General features: G+C 41.4%; 15 protein-coding genes. 12 read left to right on the top strand and 3 right to left on the bottom strand.

The genetic code is table 11. The features are described from left to right. From CL667_07390 to CL667_07440, 11 genes are all read left to right on the top strand, one after another. Positions 1 to 1,257, top strand: coding sequence for a hypothetical protein (locus CL667_07390; protein MAL17519.1), 1,257 nt, complete (start codon positions 1 to 3; stop codon positions 1,255 to 1,257). Between the two features lie 32 nt (positions 1,258 to 1,289). Then, positions 1,290 to 3,137 (top strand): beta-glucuronidase, encoded by a 1,848-nt coding sequence (locus CL667_07395; protein MAL17520.1) that lies wholly within the window; start codon positions 1,290 to 1,292, stop codon positions 3,135 to 3,137. A 34-nt stretch (positions 3,138 to 3,171) separates the two neighbouring features. Beyond that, the gene (locus CL667_07400) at positions 3,172 to 3,969 is read left to right on the top strand and encodes a hypothetical protein (GenBank protein ID MAL17521.1); all 798 of its coding nucleotides are present in this window, start codon (positions 3,172 to 3,174) and stop codon (positions 3,967 to 3,969) included. After that, the gene (locus CL667_07405) at positions 3,966 to 5,459 is read left to right on the top strand and encodes a hypothetical protein (GenBank protein ID MAL17522.1); all 1,494 of its coding nucleotides are present in this window, start codon (positions 3,966 to 3,968) and stop codon (positions 5,457 to 5,459) included. Before CL667_07400 ends, CL667_07405 begins: the two co-directional genes overlap by 4 nt. A gap of 125 nt (positions 5,460 to 5,584) precedes the next feature. Continuing rightward, positions 5,585 to 6,487 carry a xylose isomerase gene (locus CL667_07410; GenBank protein ID MAL17523.1) on the top strand — a complete coding sequence of 301 codons (903 nt, stop codon included), beginning with the start codon at positions 5,585 to 5,587 and terminating at the stop codon, positions 6,485 to 6,487. Between the two features lie 3 nt (positions 6,488 to 6,490). After that, entirely contained in the window at positions 6,491 to 9,055 is a 2,565-nt protein-coding gene (locus CL667_07415; GenBank protein ID MAL17524.1) for a hypothetical protein, read from the top strand. Further along, positions 8,976 to 9,830 (top strand): glucosamine-6-phosphate deaminase, encoded by an 855-nt coding sequence (locus CL667_07420; protein ID MAL17525.1) that lies wholly within the window; start codon positions 8,976 to 8,978, stop codon positions 9,828 to 9,830. The genes CL667_07415 and CL667_07420 overlap by 80 nt, the downstream gene beginning before the upstream one ends. After that, the gene (locus CL667_07425; protein ID MAL17526.1) at positions 9,827 to 10,657 is read left to right on the top strand and encodes a phytanoyl-CoA dioxygenase; all 831 of its coding nucleotides are present in this window, start codon (positions 9,827 to 9,829) and stop codon (positions 10,655 to 10,657) included. Before CL667_07420 ends, CL667_07425 begins: the two co-directional genes overlap by 4 nt. A 32-nt stretch (positions 10,658 to 10,689) precedes the next feature. Continuing rightward, positions 10,690 to 12,486 (top strand): hypothetical protein, encoded by a 1,797-nt coding sequence (locus CL667_07430; protein MAL17527.1) that lies wholly within the window; start codon positions 10,690 to 10,692, stop codon positions 12,484 to 12,486. A 2-nt stretch (positions 12,487 to 12,488) separates the two neighbouring features. Then, the gene (locus tag CL667_07435; GenBank protein ID MAL17528.1) at positions 12,489 to 14,261 is read left to right on the top strand and encodes a hypothetical protein; all 1,773 of its coding nucleotides are present in this window, start codon (positions 12,489 to 12,491) and stop codon (positions 14,259 to 14,261) included. Then, complete coding sequence (locus CL667_07440) at positions 14,262 to 15,608, top strand: hypothetical protein (protein ID MAL17529.1); 1,347 nt, start codon at positions 14,262 to 14,264, stop codon at positions 15,606 to 15,608. Between the two features lie 26 nt (positions 15,609 to 15,634). On the opposite strand, the gene CL667_07445 is transcribed toward CL667_07440, so the two are convergent. The 3 genes from CL667_07445 to CL667_07455 form a co-directional block, all read right to left on the bottom strand. Further along, positions 15,635 to 16,759 carry a hypothetical protein gene (locus CL667_07445; GenBank protein MAL17530.1) on the bottom strand — a complete coding sequence of 375 codons (1,125 nt, stop codon included), beginning with the start codon at positions 16,757 to 16,759 and terminating at the stop codon, positions 15,635 to 15,637. A 161-nt stretch (positions 16,760 to 16,920) separates the two neighbouring features. Further along, positions 16,921 to 18,840 carry a glucosamine-6-phosphate deaminase gene (gene nagB, locus CL667_07450; GenBank protein ID MAL17531.1) on the bottom strand — a complete coding sequence of 640 codons (1,920 nt, stop codon included), beginning with the start codon at positions 18,838 to 18,840 and terminating at the stop codon, positions 16,921 to 16,923. A gap of 33 nt (positions 18,841 to 18,873) precedes the next feature. Next, positions 18,874 to 19,053 (bottom strand): hypothetical protein, encoded by a 180-nt coding sequence (locus tag CL667_07455; protein MAL17532.1) that lies wholly within the window; start codon positions 19,051 to 19,053, stop codon positions 18,874 to 18,876. 2 nt (positions 19,054 to 19,055) lie between these two features. On the opposite strand from CL667_07455, the gene CL667_07460 reads away from it, so the two are divergent. Next, on the top strand, positions 19,056 to 19,820 hold the full coding sequence (locus tag CL667_07460; protein MAL17533.1) for a TIGR02206 family membrane protein: 765 nt from the start codon (positions 19,056 to 19,058) through the stop codon (positions 19,818 to 19,820). Positions 19,821 to 19,918 lie beyond the last annotated feature (98 nt).

Raw genomic sequence — 19,918 nt, forward strand, 5'->3', positions numbered from 1 at the left:
ATGGCAGATCCAACATCACAACCAGGGGTTCTAGAAAAGTTTAAGTTATTTATTCTTTCAGTTGGCCCGGCTTTATTCATAATCGGCTATAATATTGGAACGGGAAGTGTTACCTCAATGGCTTCTACCGGCGCCGAGTATGGAATGAGAATGGCATTACCTTTACTGCTTTCTTGTGTTTTTACATACATACTGATTGTACTGTTTGGGAAGTATACCATCGTAACCGGCGACACAGTAATACATAGCTATAAAAAGCATTTTGGGAAACCTGCAGGACTCTTTGTTCTGGTTGCATTGGTTTTTACAGAAGCAGTAGGCTGTATTGGAGTGATGGCAATAGTGACACAGGTGACTCAGGAGTGGACCCGTCCACTTACAGAATCCGGTGCGGGAATTGACCCGCTATATTCAACCATTCTCTTTGGTGGTGCACTGTATGCTTTGCTTTGGAAAGGGAAACAAAATTTCTTCGAGAAAGTGCTTGCGGTATTTGTAGGCGTGATGGGCTTAAGTTTTATAATTACCATGTTTATGGTGATTCCTGAACCATCAGAAGTGATAGCAGGAATTGTTGCCGGCGTTCCGAATGAGTCAGGTGCTTTTTTGCTTATTGCCAGCATGGTTGGAACTACAATGGGAGCTGTAATTTATGTAGTTCGCTCTGTTCTTATAAAAGGAAAAGGCTGGGGGGTAGAGCAATTTAAGCTCGAGAAAAGAGACGCAAAGTTTTCAGCTATTTTGATGTTTGTATTGAGTATAGCGGTGATGGCAGCTGCCGCAGGTACCTTGCATCAAGAAGGAATGAAAGTAGATAACGCTATTGATATGGTACGTCTGCTTGAGCCATTTGCCGGACGATTTGCAGTATCAATATTTGTAGGTGGTATCCTGGCTGCAGGACTTTCTTCCTTATTTCCGCACATTATGTTAGCACCTATGCTGCTTGCAGATTATCAGGGAGTAAATCCTGATTTCCAGTCTAAGACCAACCGTTTGATCTCTCTTGGTATTGTTCTGCTGACACTCTCCGTGCCATTATTTGGCGGCCGACCTGTTTTTATCATGATTCTTTCTCAGGCTTTTATAGCTACAGTAACCCCGGTTGTCATCTTATTTATGATCATTCTTATGAATCGAAAAGAGGTGGTTGGGGAACACGCTCTTAAACCTGCTAAGAATATTGTATTAGGTCTGATTTTCCTCTTTTCCCTGATTATGGCAATACTGGGAATCATTGGGATTTTCGGGATTTAAAAATAGTAACATTGAATAATTAGAAGGATAATATGCTCTTTCCACAACAAAATAATTTTCGCGCAGTATTTGATTTAGGTGGGTACTGGAACTTAAAAGCAGATCCTAATGAAGAAGGTCACAAAGGTGGTTGGTATAAGAATAAGTTAGCCGGTGAAGTGCATTCGATTGCCATTCCCGGCTCTTGGAATGAGCAGCTTGCGGAGCAGGGACTTCGAAATTACGTAGGTAAGGCTTGGCATGAAACTTATTTTACAATACCTGCAATGGTTCAGGAAAGCAGTAAAGTTTGGCTGCGTATTGCAGCAGCAGATCATAAAGCAGAAGTATGGCTTAACGGAAATTTCGTAGGTGAGCATTCAGGAGGATATCTGCCTTTTGAATTAGACCTGTCTGAAGCTCTCAATGAGAAAGGTAAAAAAAATCACCTGGTGGTTTGTGTAGATAGCTCTCTTTCGATGCACACCATTCCTCAGGATGTAAGTCCGGAATCTCCTCTTTATAGTACACCAAGCTATGAACGCCGACATCTTTTTCCGGCAACCCGATTTGATTTTTTCCCCTATGGCGGACTAACACGATCCGTTCAGGTTGTTACAACTCCTAAAGAGTACATTTCAGATACCTCCATTCATTCTACTCTGGAAGGACAAATAACAATCACCGCAGACGTAACGACAGATTTGGACTTTAATGTCCGGATCCTGTCTGCGGATGATCAGGAAATAGCCAAGGGCGATAGTAAAAATGGAGTTTGTAAACTTTCCGTTGATGAACCCGAGTGGTGGTCGCCCTCAAACCCCTACTTATATACCGCCAGCATTTCGTTAATGAAAGACGGAAAGGTAGTAGATGAATACCATGAAACCTTTGGTATTCGGGAAGTTCGGGTTGAAGGAGGAAAAATCATGTTTAACAACGAGCCTCTTTTTATGAGTGGCTTTGGTAAGCATGAAGATTTTCCGATTGTAGGCCGCGGTCAATTTCGTCCGGCTTATCTAAAAGATCATGAGCTTATGCGATGGATTGGGGCAAATTCATACAGAACCAGTCACTATCCCTATGACGAAGAAATGATGCGTTTGGCAGACAAACTCGGGTTCCTGATTATTGATGAGGTTCCTGCTGTTAGCTTGGGATTTTGGTCCAACGATTTTGATGAGCTTAAGCCTTTATTTGAAAACCATAAGCAATCTATCAAAGAATTAATTAAACGGGATAAGAATCACCCAAGCGTGATTTCCTGGTCTATAACCAATGAGCCGAATTTATGGGCGGAGGAATTTTATCAGAACGAAACCAGCAAAAAGTATTTCAAAGAGCTGTATGATTTCACAAAAGGTCTAGATGATACTCGTCCAATTATGTCCATCTCAATGGCCGCTCATAAGGAAAATGATGTAGTATTAGAGTCGTGTGATATCATTGGGATAAACAGGTACTACGGCTGGTATACAAATCCGGTAGACTTAGAACAGGCAGGGAAAGATTTAGCACGAGAGCTGGATGCCACCTTCGAAAAATATGGCAAACCCATTATGGTCACTGAATTTGGAGCTGATACTGTTGAAGGTCTGCACGCTACGACAGCTCAAATGTTTACAGAAGAATTTCAGACGGCTTTCATCTTCAAATACCTGGAGGTTATGGAACCAAGAGAATTTGTTGCAGGTGCTCATGTTTGGAACTTCGCTGATTTCATGACCCCTCAGCATTTCAGAAGGGTAGTTCTAAATAAGAAAGGCGTATTTACTCGCGACCGTCACCCAAAAAGTGTGGCATTCAAGTTAAGAGACCACTGGAATTCATTGGAAAGAATCCAAGATGATCACCGCCCTAAGAAACCTAAGTCAGGTTTTCTTGTCTCTGATATAAAATAAATAGCAGTTACAGAAACAAATCATTATTAGAAGTATGAGTTCCGATCGATTAACCATCTGGCATGTTGGAAACTGGTGTATTCACATAGGCCAAACGTATGTTGAGTCTCCATTTGAGGCACCAAGTAAAGACGTAGAAGTACTGAATTATGCGAAGCCATTCGTAGATACGCTCCGCAAAATTCCGAAAGCAGAAGTAATAACCCAACCTTCCTGGGAACTGTATCACATGTCTCCCGAAGAGTTTGATGAGCGTCTGGATTGGGCCGATATCATCATCTTTGCAGATGTAGAAACCAAATGCCTGATGTTACATCCCGACTTCTTTAACCGCACCAAGTGGGAAGATTCCTATGTCACCTTCCCGGACCGGTTTGATCTGCTGAGGGAATGGGTGGAAAAGGGCGGTCATTTTCATATGAATGGAGGCTGGCTAAGTTTTTCTGGCGAACTTGGGAAAGGCGGCTGGGGAAGATCCCGATTCAAGAATGTTCTTCCTGTTGATTGCCTCCCGGGAGATGATCTGATAGAGTCAACATCCAGCTACAAAGTAAGAACGGTAGAGGATAGCCATCGAGCTGTTAAAGGGCTCGACTGGGATACAGTGCCTCCCATCCTAGGCTTCAACGAAACAAAACTTAAGTCTTCTGCTACTGCTATTGTTGAAATTGAAAACATGGGAGAATGGCATCCGCTGCTGGCTGAACATGATTACGGCAAAGGCCGGGTTTCAACGTGGATGACAGGCGCTAGTCCACACTGGGGAATTAACTTCATGAAGTGGGAACAATACCAACAATTTTGGACACAACTGTTTAACCCTGAGGCATGAATTTTACTCCAATAGATTGGATAATACTTATCACTTATCTGATAGTTACCGTTTATGTGGGTATCTGGGTGAAGAGGTATGTTCAGAATCTAAGCGGCTATATGGTCGCTGGACGAAAGATCAAAGTTTCCTTAGGTGTTGCCACTTTTACCGCTACTGAATTAGGGACGGTAACCTTTGTCTATTTTGGAGAACTTGGATATGTGACGGGCTTTTCCTGTTTCATCATTGGTATTTTAGCGATGATCGCATATACAACAGTAGGGAAAACCGGGTTTATCATAGAAAAACTTCGCTACTATGGTATGATGACCATCCCCGAATTCTACGAACTGAGATTCAATAAAAAAGTTCGGGTAACTGGCGGTTTGATTCTGTTTGTTGGCGGAGTATTGAATATGGGGATATTTCTGAAGTTCGATGGAATTTTCTTATCTGAGGTGATGGGATTTGGCCCTCAGGCACTTGGCTTTATCATGACGTTAATGCTGATTGTTGTTATGTCTTACACCATTCTGGGAGGAATGTTTTCCGTGGTTATCACTGACTTTATGCAGTATGTAGTGCTTTCCTTTGCCATGCTAGCGACAACTATTATTGTTCTTTTGGAAGTTGATCTTAGCCTGATTTCAGAATCCGTTATGTCTGGTTTTGGAAATGGAGGGTTTAACCCGATTGAAAATCCGAGGTTTGGCTGGAGCTTCATCATCTGGATTCTGGTAACCAATATTGCTGCCGCTGCACTATGGCAGCCGGGTACGTCAAAGGCATTATCTTCTGAAAGTCCGGAAGTAGCAAAAAAAGTATTCTGGATCACCGGTCTAACTTTTGCAGGAAGGGCTATGATTCCCATGTTCTGGGGAGTGGCAGCCTTCGCTTATTTTGGAGGAGGAGAAAATACTGCAGCTGCTATGCCCATGCTGCTTGGTGAATTAGTTCCTGTAGGTCTGCTTGGCTTGCTGGTTGCCGGCTTGTTAGCCGCTTCAATGAGCACTTACAGTTCCTATGTATTGGCATGGAGTTCAGTAATTACACTGGATGTTATTTCTATTCTGAAGCCTGGAGGATTTAGCGAGCAAACCAAGATGATGATATCCAGATTCATTTCAGGACTAATCGGGCTTTTCTTGCTCATATTCGGGCTTTGGTATCAAATTCCAGAAACGGCTTTTCAATACATTTTTATAACAGGAACCATGTATACCGCCGGTGCTTTAGGCACGGTCACGGCCGGTTTATATTGGAAAAAGGCAAATGATGTAGGAGCCCAGGCAGCATTGATTTTAGGAGCGGTCACTCCGGCAGCATTTCTGCTTTTGGAAAAGTTCTCCTCTTCTCTACCCGCATGGTTGGCTTTTGCTACTGATGTAAATACTGCAGGATTTTTGAGTTTTATACTGGCTGCACTGGGAATGATAGTCGGCTCTTTAGCTACCCAGAAGAAATACCCGGCCAAAATAATTAACGAAGCGGAGATCAGTTATGAATGACGGGACTTTGATTTGGATGATCTTATTTGGTGTGTTCGCAACTATCTTTTTTGTGATTGCTGCGGTTATTTCAATTAGAGGAGTAGCCGAGATAAAAGAACTTTTTAACGATCCAGACTTACAGAATGATGATTAACTCCAGAATTTCGTGTGCTTATTTGTATACCATCAGTAAGTATGGCTACCCGCCACCCGCTGAGGATACCCTCCAGTATTTGGAGGAATTTAAAGCTTTGGGCTTTCAGTCGGTTGAGCTGGAAGGAATCCGCGAAAACCATCTTACTAAGGTGTATGAGATGAAGAACCACATCGCCCAAAAAATAAGTGAACTTGATTTAGAAGTACCTTATTTCTGTGCGGTTTTGCCCGGACTTTCATCTACCGATGAAAAGGAAAGAGAACACAATCTCCAATTGTTTGAGAAAGGCTGTGAAGTTGCCTCAGCGTTTGGGGCTTTAGGGATTTTGGATAATGCCCCCCTGCCACCTTATCAGTTTCCGGAAGATATCCCTGTTGTGCGTCATTACCATGAAGATGTGATTCTCTCTGCCAAGTTCCCTGATGATTTAAACTGGAAGAAGTACTGGGAGCAACTCACTGCAACCTATAGAGAAGCTTGTGATATTGCCGCAAACTATGGCTTAACCTATCAAATGCATCCGGCCCTTGGTGTTTTGGCTTCTACAACCGATGCCTTTCTGCATTTTCATGATGCCGTTGGGCGAGATAATCTTCGCTTCAATTTCGATACCGCTAACCAATACTTCCTGAAAGATAACCTCCAGCTTTCACTCAGAAGACTGAAAGACTACATCGATTACATCCACATTTCAGACAACCGAGGACAGCAAGTTGAACACCTGGCCATTGGAGATGGCATAATTCGTTGGGATGACTTTTTTGAGACCTTGGATGTCATTGACTTTAAAGGTCACTTTGGGATCGACATTGGAGGAGCAGAATCGGGTGTAGCCAATTTAGATTCAGCTTACACCCAAGCAGCAAAATTTATTCAAGAAAAATTATAGACTATGAAAGCAATCCGAAACATTATATTTGCAGTTCTACTTACCACATTATGGTTGAGTACAGCAGTAGCTCAACAGAACATAAATCTGGTTCCAAATCCCCAGCAGGTTGAATACAAGCAAGGCGCATTTTCTCTTTCTGGTGATATTTCAATTGAATTTCATCTAAGCGATACTGGAGAAGAAGCTTTTCTAAAAGAGCAATTATCTAAAGAATTCCAGCAAAGTTTGGGTAAGGAAATTTCTGCAAAAGCGAATCGGAAAATTGTGGTTGGGGTTCATGGTGAAAGCAATAAATTTGATCGACTAGCCAAAACGAATAGTGTAAGTAGAAATGACCAAATTGGAGATGAAGGCTACCAGCTATTGGTGTCTAAAGATCTGGTCTTGATTTCTGCGAATACCAAAAAAGGTGCTTTTTACGGAGTTCAAACCCTTAAACAGCTGCTGAGAACCAAGCGAGCAGAAGAAGAAATTCCTGCCATGAAGATTACCGATTGGCCGGATCTTGAAATCCGTGGAATGATGGATGATATCAGCCGGGGACCGGTTCCTACTAAAGAATATATGCACCAGCAGATTGAGCGAATGGCAGAGATGAAAATCAATATGCTGACCTATTACACAGAGAATGTGGTTGAGACAGAAAGCCATCCAGCATTTGCTCCTCCCGGAGGTGCGCTGGATATCCAGGAATGGGCTGAGTTAGCCGATTATGCAAAAAAATATCATATAGATCTGGTTGGGAATTTTCAGTCTTTTGGACACTTCGATCAAATCCTTCAGCATCCTGAATACGCCCACTTAGGTGAAAGTGGAATGCTGCTTTCTCCTGCTTTTGAGGAAAGCTATGAATTGCTGGAAGATATTTACTCTGAAATGATTCCCGCTTTTCACTCTGATTATTTCCACATCAATTCCGATGAGACTTTTGATTTGGGGACCGGCGCTTCCAAAGCAATGGTAGACAGTTTAGGGATGGAAGTGGTTTATGCTAATCACATCAAAAGAATCCACAAGATTATCACAGGTATGGGTAAGAAGATGATGATGTGGGGCGATATTGCTTTGGATCACCCAAAGCTTCTTGAGTTGCTCCCAAAGGATATCATTTTGATTACCTGGGGTTACGATATTTTTGATGACTACTCCCATAGAATCATCCCATTTAAAGAAGCCGGTTTCACACAGCTGGTTTCAACCGGGATTTTAAATTCCTACAGCACTATTCCTGATTTTAATGTAGCAAGAGGAAATATTGGTGGGTTCATGGAAGAATCAGTCAAACAAGGTGTCTGGGGTATGCTGAATACGGTTTGGGATGATGGCGGTTTTGCACTGTTCTCCAGAGACTGGTACGGAGTAGCTTACGCGGCTGACCAAAGCTGGCACAGTAATTTCGATGATGATACTTACGACACTCGATTTAATCGGGTGGTATATGGAGCAGATGGAAATGGACTCTCTGAAGCCATTCATTCCCTAAACGAGTTGGCAAATTTGAAGTCAACGGAGAAGATGAATGAAGATATTATTTGGGCTAAAGTAGTTCCTGAAAAAGGAGAGACCGTTCTGATGAATATTCAGGACTGGCCTAAGGTGATGGAAATTGTGGAGAAAGCAGAGCGTCATTTGCAAAACTACACTCCTCTGATTTATGAAGAAGATATTTTATATATCCAGCATATCATCGATTTGTATAAGTTTATTGCTACAAGCAGACCCGGTTTGGTGAAAGCTTCATCTAACTATTCCGAAGCAGTATCTATTCAGGATGAAGATAGAATGGCAACACGTGCAAAATTGGTAGAGGCATATGGTCTGATTTCACAAGCCTACGCTAATTTGGTTGAGCTGAAGACCCGAAATCAATACCTATGGTCTATGGAAAACAGAGTATACGCCTTAGATCGAGTAATTGAGAAGTATGATGCTCAGATTGCAAACCTATCTGAATTACGAGACTCTGTTTTAAGCGTAACTTATGATTTTGATAAGGGTGAAAAACTGCCCCCGCCATCAGAAATCCGTCTTGATATCCAGGAGAGTAAAGGGTGGTACTTCCAGGGGTGGCTGATGATTGAGCCAATTCCCAATCCTGATGGTTTTAAAGATCCGGGTGTAGATCATCTGGAAGATATGAGCGGTATTGAAGCAACCTTCCCAAATGTGACGGAAGAGTTTTTCTATGATGATGTGAAGTACCGCTGGAGAAGGGTTAATACCCCATACTTTGCAAAAGTTGATCTCGACGAACTTCATAATCCTGACGAAAATGTTGTGATGTATGCCTTCGCACATATTGATATTCAGGAAGATCGGAAAGTACGGGCATTAGCCGGAAGTAGCGATGGAATCGAAGTATATCTAAACGGAGAATCGGTTCATGAAAACTATGTGGAACGACCTTTTACTCTTGATGAAGATGAACTATACCTACCGCTAAAGGAGGGCAGAAATCATTTAATGATTCGAATTACTCAAGGTGATGGAGACTGGGCTTTTAGCTTTCGCTTACCTGATTCTGAAATGCGCAGTTATAAGAACCGATATAAAATCATCGAATAGAAAGAATACGATTGTGAGTACTATTAAAAAATATATAGCTGGAAAATTAAAGGTCTTTTTCTTTGAAAGCCGCCAAAGTCTTGGGGAACAAGCTGCTCAGGATGTTGCTGAAAGAATTAAAAAAGTTTCTGATGAGAAAGAATCAGTTCGGATGGTATTTGCCGCGGCTGTTTCTCAAAAAGAATTCTTGGAAGAGTTGCTCAAGATTGAAGATATCCCTTGGCAAAAAATCACTGCTTTTCACATGGATGAATATCATACCATCCCGAATGAAGCCCCTCAACGTTTTGGGAATTTTTTGAAAGAACATCTTTTCCAGCATAAACCATTTGGCGCAGTACATTATATGCAAAGTGATTTTGAGGCTTACTCTAATCTCATCGATGAAGCTAATATCGATATTATCTGTTTGGGAATTGGAGAAAATGGGCACCTTGCTTTTAATGACCCCCCTGTCGCTGATTTTAAGGACCCAAAAGTACTTAAAGAAGTGGAGCTGGATCAAATCTGCAGACAACAACAGGTAAATGATGGACAATTCAAAACGCTGGAAGATGTGCCGGAAACTGCAGTTACTCTAACTATTCCAACTTTGATGAAAGCTGATTACTTATCCGTTGTAGTGCCGGGATCAGCCAAAGCCGTTGCGGCATCAAAAACCTTGTTTCATCCTGTCTCAGAAGAATGTCCATCTACAGTTTTGCGCCTTCATCCAGATGCAAAACTTTACTTAGATAATCACTCAGCAAAAAATATCATAGAGAAAATATCATGAATAAAATCGAGCAAAAATTAAACGAACCCTATGAATTGAAACCTGAAGACATCGAATATTATCAGGAGAATGGATTTATAAAGCTAAAACAGGTACTGGATGAGGAAACGCTGGATTATTTTAATCATGAGATTACAAAAGTAGTTCACGAGAAAAATCCATTACTCAAAAAACCAATGGAAGAGCGCTCGACCTTCGAAAAAGCATTCATCCAGATCGGTAATCTCTTTAAGACTAACGAAACGATAAAAAAACTAGTAATGAGTAAGCGGCTTGGTAAACTGGCTGCAGACTTAATGCAGGTAGAAGGTGTAAGGTTATATCATGATCAGGCATTGTACAAAGAACCAAGCGGAGAGAAAGTCCAGAATATCACACCCTGGCATGCGGATCAATTTTACTGGCCTCTGGAAACGGATAATACAATAACCGCCTGGATTCCCCTTCAGAAAACAACTTCTGATATGGGACCACTCGCGTTCAGTAAGAAAAGTCACAAGTATGATTTCGGCAGGGATCTGGAAATCAGCGATGAAAGCGAAGAGAGAATTAGAAAAGCATTGTCTGATGCTAATTTGGAGTTGGTAGATGAAGGCTTCGATGCCGGAGAAATCAGTTTTCACGGAGGATGGACTTTCCATCGTGCCAGTGCAAATATTTCTGATCAGGTTCGTGCTGTTATGACTATCATTTACATGGAAGACGGGGTGAAAGTAAGTGAATTTACAAATTCCGCCCATCCTGATGATAGAGACGCATTTCTTCCCGGACTTGAGCCTGGCGATGTTGCTGCCACAGACTTAAACCCACTTATTTATAAACGATAAATCAACGATTTCTCATCTGAAACCGACCAATTATGAATACCCTTAAATATTTTTCTCTGTTAACTGCTTTTGTCACCGTTACAATATTCGCAGGCTGCGGCCAGCAATCTGAACCAGCGATGACTCCAGAAGAGTTTGCCCGTCACGTTTCGGATGTAATTGTGAATGGAACCGAATTCCATTTCGAACCCGCCGTTCAGGAGTTTGAACAGGATGGAGTCTTTATGGTAGAGTTTCCTGCTGGAGAGCAAGGTGTTTACTACGCTCGGTCAGTGATTACAGTAGAAGGAGTTGAAGATTATGATTTTGGATCCCAGTTTGCTCTGACTTATCCAGCTGGTACAATCAAAGTTCAACTAAATGGCGAAGCCATCTACTCTGAATCTTCCAATTCCGCGGGACATTTTGATAATATCGATTATGGACTGTTTGAATATGAAGATCGTTTTTCGGTTGATCTTGAGGATGGAGAACACCAGCTGTCGATTAAATTCACCCCGAGAAACACAGATGTTCCAAATCGAATTTATTTTAATGTGGTTCGCTCGGATAATGGGTTAAGTCACCCTGCTGTGGAGGCACAAGCCCCATCAACGGAAGAAGAACTAGCAGGCTATGGATATTGGTGGGTTGGCCCTGTTCAAGAAAGGGTAGAAGAGATGGAGTTTATGAATCCATTATTGAGCCCAAAGGAGTTGGTGACGGCTGAGTTCACATCAGTAAATGGAGAGTCGGTGCGATGGGATCTTCCCAAAAAACATTTGGTTAAATCTTTGCCGGGCTGGCTAACCTATCAAAACTGGCACTATTCCGGGGGAACATTTCTGGATGCTATGAACAATGTATCCAATGAATTCTCTTCTTTGGATTACAGTGATTACATCAACCAGCATATGGACTTCTTGCTCAACAATATTGAAGATATTGAAGCGATGAGAGAGGACTATGGATTGATAGAAAGTCCATTCGGGCACTATTTCCGTTTTTCCTTACTTGATGATATGGGCATGCAGACGGTGCCTTATGTAAATCGGTTGATCGCTCAAGATGAAGTTGACACCGATTCAGAGGAATACAAGCTGGCTAGTCGTGTTACTGATTACATTATGAATGATGCTTCACGGATGCCGGATGGCACCTTTGCTCGCTTTACTCCCGACACGATGTCGGTTTGGGCTGATGATCTTTTTATGGCAAGCATTGTCCTATTGAAGATGCATGAACTAACCGGCGAAGCAAAATATATGGACGAAGTAGTTGACCAGGTTATTAAGTTTGATAAATATCTTTTGGATGAATTCTCGAATATCTACTGGCACGGTTACTTTTCGGAGAATGGAGAACATTCGTCCACAAAGTGGGGAAGGGCCAACGGCTGGACCATGATGGCTAAGACAGAACTACTGTTGGCCATGCCCGAGGATCACCCTCAAAAAGAAGAAATACAGGAGATTTTTACTCGTCACTCGGAAGGGCTGCTAGCTGTACAGTCTGAAGATGGGAGATGGCATCAGGTACTGGATGACCCATCAACTTATTTGGAAACATCAGCCACAGCTATGTTCGTTAGGGCATTTGCGACAGGTGTAACCGAAGGTTGGCTGGATCGAGCTACTTATGATGAAGCAATTAATAAAGGCTGGGCATCACTTACTCGGCAAATCAATGAGGAAGGAGATGTAGTTGGTATTGTACGTGGTACACCTATCTTCTTTTCGGATGAGGAATATGCAAATTGGGGAACCCGAAGAAGCGATCCCCGAGGATTGGGAGCTCTGTTGTATGCAGCCATTTCTGTAGAAAGATATCTAGACGGAGCAGGGGAATAATCATGGATAATGTATTTCTGGGAATCACCCTTTTAGATTGGACTGTAATTGCCGGCTATATTGTGTTAATCACAGCTATCGGCTGGTATTCAAATAAAGCCGTTAAATCCACCGGCGATTATTTCATGGGAGGCCGGCGGTTTGGGAAATTACTGATGATAGCCCAGGCATTTGGGGCAGGCACGAGGGCTGACCAAGCCGTTGCAGTTATTGGTGCGTCCTCACAGATTGGTCTCGCTGGAATTTGGTACCAGTGGTTGTATCTATTTTCTACTCCCTTTTATTGGTTGATTTCTCCGATTTATCGACGGCTTCGCTATATAACTATTGGTGATTTTTTCGAAGAACGTTATGGCACCAGTATGGGAGCAGCCTATGCTTTTGTTGGTTTAGCATGGTTTGCTGCCAATATTGGTGTCGTATTAAAAGGTACAGGCGTGACCATTGAAGCTGTTAGTGGAGGAGTTATTTCCACTGAAATGGCGGTTTTTGGGATGGTTGCTTTCTTTGTTCTGTATGGATTATTGGGAGGATTAGTTGCCGCTGCAAGCACACAATTGATTCAGGGTTTCTTCATTATTCTACTTTCGTTTTTACTCATTCCATTTGCGCTGGAGCAAGCCGGTGGTATGGCGGCCGTTCACGAAGCTTTACCAGAAGATTGGTTTAGCCTGGTTGCCAATGAAGAGGTTACACTGTTTTTTATTGTGATGGCAGTACTTAATGGTTTGGTGGGTGTTGTAGTTCAGCCTCATCATATGTCGATTAATGGTTCAGGAAAAACAGAGATCAGCTGTAGAAGTGGTTGGACTTACGGAAACTTCCTGAAGCGTTTTGTAACTCTTGGATGGGTTTTTAGTGGGATTTTTATTGCAGTGGTATTTCCCTCTTTAATGATTGCAGATGTTTCTCAACGAGAGCAGGCTTTTGGCTTAGCCATTTTGGAGTTGCTGCCTACCGGATTTATTGGACTGATGATTGCGGCTATTGTTGCTGCCGTGGTAGCAGCCTGTAATAATTTTATGGTGAATGGATCGGCTTTGTTTACAAGAAATTTCTACCAGCGTTTTTTAAATAAAGGAGCTGATCAGGATCATTATTTAACTGTAGCCAGAGTTAGTTCCGTAGCTGTTGTAGCGGCTGGAGTTGGTATCGCACTTTATATTCCCTCGGTAGTTGAGGGATTATTCCTGATCTGGAAGATTATGGCATTCTTGGGTATTGCATTCTGGATGGGAATTTTCTGGAAAAAGGCGAATAGATACGGAGCTTGGTCTTCAATGATTATTACTGCCATTCTTGCTTTTACTACTGACTTTTATGGCTGGTCATTTCCGGAGCAAGTAGCGCTTTATCTCCCGATTGGTTTTGCAACAATGATCACAGTTAGCTACTTCACAAAACCAGAAGATGAGGATAAATTAAACGTATTCTATTCGCTGTTAAATACTCCTGTTGGACACGAAGACCGACTTAAAGAGGCTGGTATTAAAGTTTCTGACGTTGATGAAAGCGATCTGGATGATGCAACATTGATTCCTGATTCTGATGAAAGCGACGTTGCCGATGATATTCCTAAAGCAAAAGGAAAAACCAAGCTGTTAGATAACAATATGGCATTAAAAAATGGGGAAGGTCTGCTACTTGTAGATTTACTTAATCTCCGTAAAACATTCAGCTTTAAAAATTATGAGGTTGATTTGAAAGGGTTCGGAATATCATGGATAATTGTGATGGGCTACTTATTGCTAGCCTATTTACTAAGCTTTGTATAGATGAAGAAAACTTCTGTTTTATTTCTTCCGGTAGTGGCTCTGATCTGGATAATAAGTTATACCACAGTCCAGGCTCAAACTACAGGTTGGCAGAAGGTTGATGAAATAGAGAAAACAATTACCTTGCCTGAGTTTCCTGAACGCAAGTTTTTGATTACTGATTTCAAGTCTGATACTGCCAATGCCCTGCCTTCAATCCAGAAAGCCATAGAAAGAGCTAATTATGAGGGTGGAGGGAAGGTCATTATTCCTGAAGGTAGGTGGTATGTGAAGGGGCCTATTCACTTGAAAAGTAATGTCAACCTGCATATTTCAAAGGGTGCTGAGTTGGTTTTTAGTGACGACCCGGAAGACTATTTGCCCCAAGTGCTAACCCGATGGGAGGGCACCGAGGCTTTTAACTTTTCTCCATTGATCTATGCTTATCAAGCGCACAATGTTGCTATTACAGGTGGGGGAACGCTTAATGGAAATGCTGAGCATGGCTTTGCAACATGGCGGGATAAACAAGATGAAGCACAAAACAGACTCAGACAAATGGGGGCAGAAGGTGTTCCTGTAAATGAGCGGGTTTTTGGTCTGGACGATTACCTCAGGCCTAGCTTTATTCAGTTTTTTTCTAGTACAAAGATTTTGGTGAAAGACATTACAATTAAAAATTCACCCATGTGGGTTAATCACTTTATTTATAGCTCACAGATTACGTTAAGAAACGTAACGGTGAAAAGTTATCGGTTGAATAACGATGGGGTAGTCCTCGATTCTTCCACACTGGCTTTAATTGAAGGCAATAGTTTTTCGACAGGTGATGATAGTATTGTCATCAAGTCTGGTAGAGATCAGGATGGATGGCGGGTGGCAAAACCCAGTGAAAAGATTATTATTCGTGATAATTATATGGAAGGACATAATGCGCTGGCCGTTGGGAGTGAGATGTCGGGCGGAGTACAGAATATATATATGGAGAGTAATAGGCTGGGAGAAGTAGCTTCAGCAATATATTTCAAATCAAATCTGGACCGTGGTGGCTACATACGCCATGTTTTTGTCAGAAACACAGAGGTGGAAAAAGCAGATATCTTATTACGCTTTCATATCAACTACCATTCTCATCGGGGAGGGAATTACCCGGCTGAATACGAACACTTTGTGATTGAAAATGTAACCGCAAAGCAATCACGAGTTGGCATAGAAATTCTGGGGATTCAGCAAATGCCTGCAAGGAATATAAGAGTAGTTAATCTTGAGGTTCTTCAGGCAGATACTCCGCAGAATGTGGCATATGTTGAAGATCTCAGATATGAGAATGTCCGAATTAATGGTGAAAAGCTGGACGTACCAGAGTAGATTAATTCAAATTTGTATTCAGCTATTTAGCTTTGCTCTACTTTCTCATGTAGTTTAGCTCCACACGAATCCCTGACTACCAGGGTTGGCGGAAAAATGATACGATGAGCATCCGCATCCTTGCCTTCAATTCTGCTGATTAATGTATCAATAGCTGCCGCTCCAATTTTTTCAACTGGCTGGTGAATAGTAGTTAAAGGTACATTGGCATAATCAGCTTGATCAATATCATCGAAACCAACTACAGCAACATCTTCGGGAACATTGTATCCCAGCTCCTGTATGCGTTTTATAAATCCAAGTGCGGTGAGATCGTTATACGAGAAATACGCTTCAGGCTTATTATCCATCTTATCAAAATCATCACCAAGTTTATAGCCGGTGTCAAAGCCACCCATTGAATTTGGAAAGGTAGGGCTAAGGTTTAGGCTTGAATCGTAAGGGACTCCGTTTTCTTTTAAAGCTCGCTTGAAGCCCTCATGTCTTACTTGCCCTAGAGCATTCTTTGTATGACTATTGATGTAACCAATTTTTTGGTATCCCAGATCTATAAGGTGTTTGGTTCCCATATGAGCACCGCCTTCATGGTCGGTTCCAACATACCAAATGTCTTCATCAGCTACGTAAGAAACCATCACATAAGGGTATCCTTCATTGTGCAGGTTTCTGATAATTTCAGGTGCGTGGGGTTTTTTTCGGAAAGTTGCTATGATCAATCCCTTTACTCCCATTTCCTTAAAGTGTTTAATCTGACCCTCTTCCTTCTCAATTTTACTTGAGCTGTTAGATAGAAGCAGGTTATACTTTTTGGAGTAAGCGGTCTCTTCAACCATATGTGCTATTAGCGAAAAGAAAGGATTTTTGAGATCCTGAAGAACTAACCCTACTGAGTCGTGTTGAGAAATAGAATGCTTTTCTTCCTTTTTGGCAACAAAAGTCCCTTTTCCTACACGGCTAAATAAATAACCTTCATCAATTAATGAAGACAATGCACTTTTAACAGTGATCAAACTCACATCATATTCTTTTGCAAGTTCTTTGTGCGTTTTTAACTGCTCCCCAATTTCAAGCTTGCCACTAGATATTTTAGTTTTGATGTCCTTAACAATTTGAACATAGAGCGGGGTGGAATCCTGAAAATCTATAGCCATATTTTCTGTATATGCTTTTCTTAATTATTCTATACCTAATATACCCAATAATCTTAATTTCTACTAATAGTCAGCTATTTTTATTCGAAAATTATTATCCATAAGTCTTTAAAAACTTATTTGCTAAGCTTATTAACAGATATGAAAGTGTATTTTTCACATTAAATAAATTTGTGTCGCACAAAAGCTTCAATGGCTTCGTACTCTGCAAGTCCAAGCTGGTCATAAAGTTCGGCTGTTTTTTGATTTCTTTCTTCCGCCCGCTGCCAAAATTCTCTTTTATCCGTACCAGGAAAAAGAGGGCGGTCTTTTTGGGATTGATGCTTAAAGATTGCGCTACGTTTTCTGTTCTTCTCATATGGACTGAGTGGGACTGCCATCTCAATTTCGGAAATATCCCATTCCTGCCAGGCCCCGCGATATAACCACAGCCAACAGTCTTTCATCCAGCTTTTATCTTTTAAAATGTTTACAGCTTTAAAGATGGCATCCAGGCATACGCGATGTGTCCCATGAGGATCAGAAAGATCTCCCGCAGCATAAATTTGATGGGGTTTAATTTCTTCAATCAACTCCTTCACGATTCTAATATCGTCTTTACCGATTGGTTTTTTTCGAATTCTACCCGTTTCATAAAAAGGGAGATTAAGGAAATGAATCTGCTCATTGGGTATACCAATAAACCGACATGCGGCTTTGGCTTCTCCCTGGCGTATAAGCCCCTTAATGGTTTTGACTTTTTTGGAGTCTACTTCCCCGGATTCTTTCTGCTTTAAAAACGCTCGGATGTCTTCAAAAGTTTGAAGTACACTTTCATCTTTGAAATGAAAGGCATCATTATAATCAGTCACAAAATCAGCAAACCTAAGTGCTTCATCATCAAAAACAGCAATATTACCGGATGTTTGATAGGCTACGTGAACTTCGTGCCCTTGGTCGGCTAACCGTATAAAAGTGCCTCCCATTGATATGACATCATCATCGGGGTGGGGACTGAAAATCAGCACTTTTTTTGGGTAAGGTTTTGCTCTTTCGGGACGGGTTGAATCATCAGCTTCAGGTTTACCTCCTGGCCAGCCCGTGATGGTATGCTGAATTTCATTAAAAATCCGAATATTGATAGAGTAGGAGTCCCCAAAATCAGTAAGGATATCATTCATGCCGTTTTCACTATAATCCTGATCTGTGAGCTTTAAAATAGGCTTACCAAGCTTTAGGCTTAACCAAACAACAGCTTTTCTAATCAGAGCGTCGCTCCACTTGATAGGACCAACCAGCCAGGGAGTTTTGATTTTGGTAAGTTCTGCCGAGGCGGCTTGGTCAAGAATTACTTCCGCATTTTTGTGATGTTGAAGATAAGTAGCAGGTACTTGTTCGGTTATTTCACCCTCAACCGTTCTCTTGATGATATCCGCCTTGCCTTCTCCCCAAGCCATGAGCAGTAAACGCTTGGCATTCATGATGGTACCAACTCCCATTGTGATTGCCTGCTTAGGAACATTTTCAACCCCATAAAAACTACTAGCTGCATCCAATATTGTCAGGTTGTCCAGAGCTATAAGCCTGGTTTCAGAGTGAATGGAAGATCCGGGTTCGTTGAAGCCAATATGACCGGTTCTTCCGATCCCTAAAATTTGTATATCCAGCCCTCCTAAATCCCTGATTTTTCTCTCATAAGACTTGCAAAAGGGAATCACCTGATTCTTATTAAGTGTTCCATCAGGAATGTTGATTTGCTCCTTTGGGATATTCACATGGTCAAAGAAATACTCCTTCATGTAGGTCACATAACTCTGACGAGAATCTGGACTCATCGGGTAATACTCATCAAGATTAAAGGTGAAAACCCGGCTAAAATCTATTTCTTCTTCACGGTAAATTCTGACAAGTTCATCATATACTTTTACCGGGGTCGACCCTGTCGCTAAACCTAGAGCAGTATGCGTGTTATTCTTATTATTCGCCTGAATGGTTGAAGCTATTTCTTGTGCGACAAAGGCTGATGCAAGTGAAGCATCTTCGAAAATACTGGTTGCTATTTTTTCAAATTCACGATATTGAGTTGTGACTGGTGACTGCATAATAAAACTATCTAAATGTTATATAAAGTATACCTAATATATGTGATTAGTTTTACCTTGACCAGTGTATATTCTGGGAACTTGAGTAGTAACAAAAAATATTTTCTCATACTTGATTAAATAATCTAATTTTTTTGTTTTTTTAGCCTGAATTCCTGGAGTCAAAAATCGATATAAAAAAATTCGACTTCTATTAATACCAATCAGCACCATTTTTGAACACCTTTTTTGATAATACAAACTTGTTTTTGCCTTATTCAGTTGAGCACTTTGTAGTGCTCGCTCTTTTTGTATTCTTTTGTGCCTGGTTTATTCCATTTATGAAAGGAAGGAGTCCCGAATATCAGCGTAAGGTTCTCTTGGCTATAGCATTGCTGATATCTTCATCTCAGCTTATGAAGATTCCCTTGAACATATACACAGGTACTTTTGATGTTACTCATGACATCCCTCTTCATATGTGTAATTTTCTTCCCTTTGTACTTGTGTGGGTGTATTTGAAAAGTGACAGAAATACATGGGCCATTATCTTCTTTTGGGTAGTACTGGGCGTGTCACAGGCAAATTTCACCCCTTCTATAGAATATTCCCTTTTCCATTATGATGCTATCCGCTATTGGTTGGTGCACCTTTTATTGGTGCTGGTGGCACTGTACCCAGCTATTGAGTGGAAGTGGGAGTTAGAAATTCGTGATGTTGGTCGTTCAGTCATTGCATTAAATATGGTGGCACTTTTTATTGGTGGAATTAATCTATTGTTGAGCAGTAACTACCTGTATGTTATGGGTAAGCCACCTGGAACTACCTTTTTCAGCCTGCTACCAGAATGGCCAACCTACTTGATTTTATTGGAGCTCATCTTCGTAGTTTGGGCACTGATGGTGTACGGGATCTTCCGTTGGATAAAAAGAGGTGGAAAAGCTTCTGCCATATCAACCCAAAGTGAGGTTGCCAAAACCAATATGGATGGAAAGATTTAGAGAAGACTACACCGAAGTCTGTTCCCTTTCTTGAAAATTTTAAGAGTTGAAAACTATCAACCATTGTTGATTCAGTAAAACTACTTTTGTTTGCAAAA

The sequence above is a fragment of the Balneola sp. genome (assembly GCA_002694685.1).
Taxonomy (GTDB): Bacteria; Bacteroidota; Rhodothermia; order Balneolales; family Balneolaceae; genus Gracilimonas.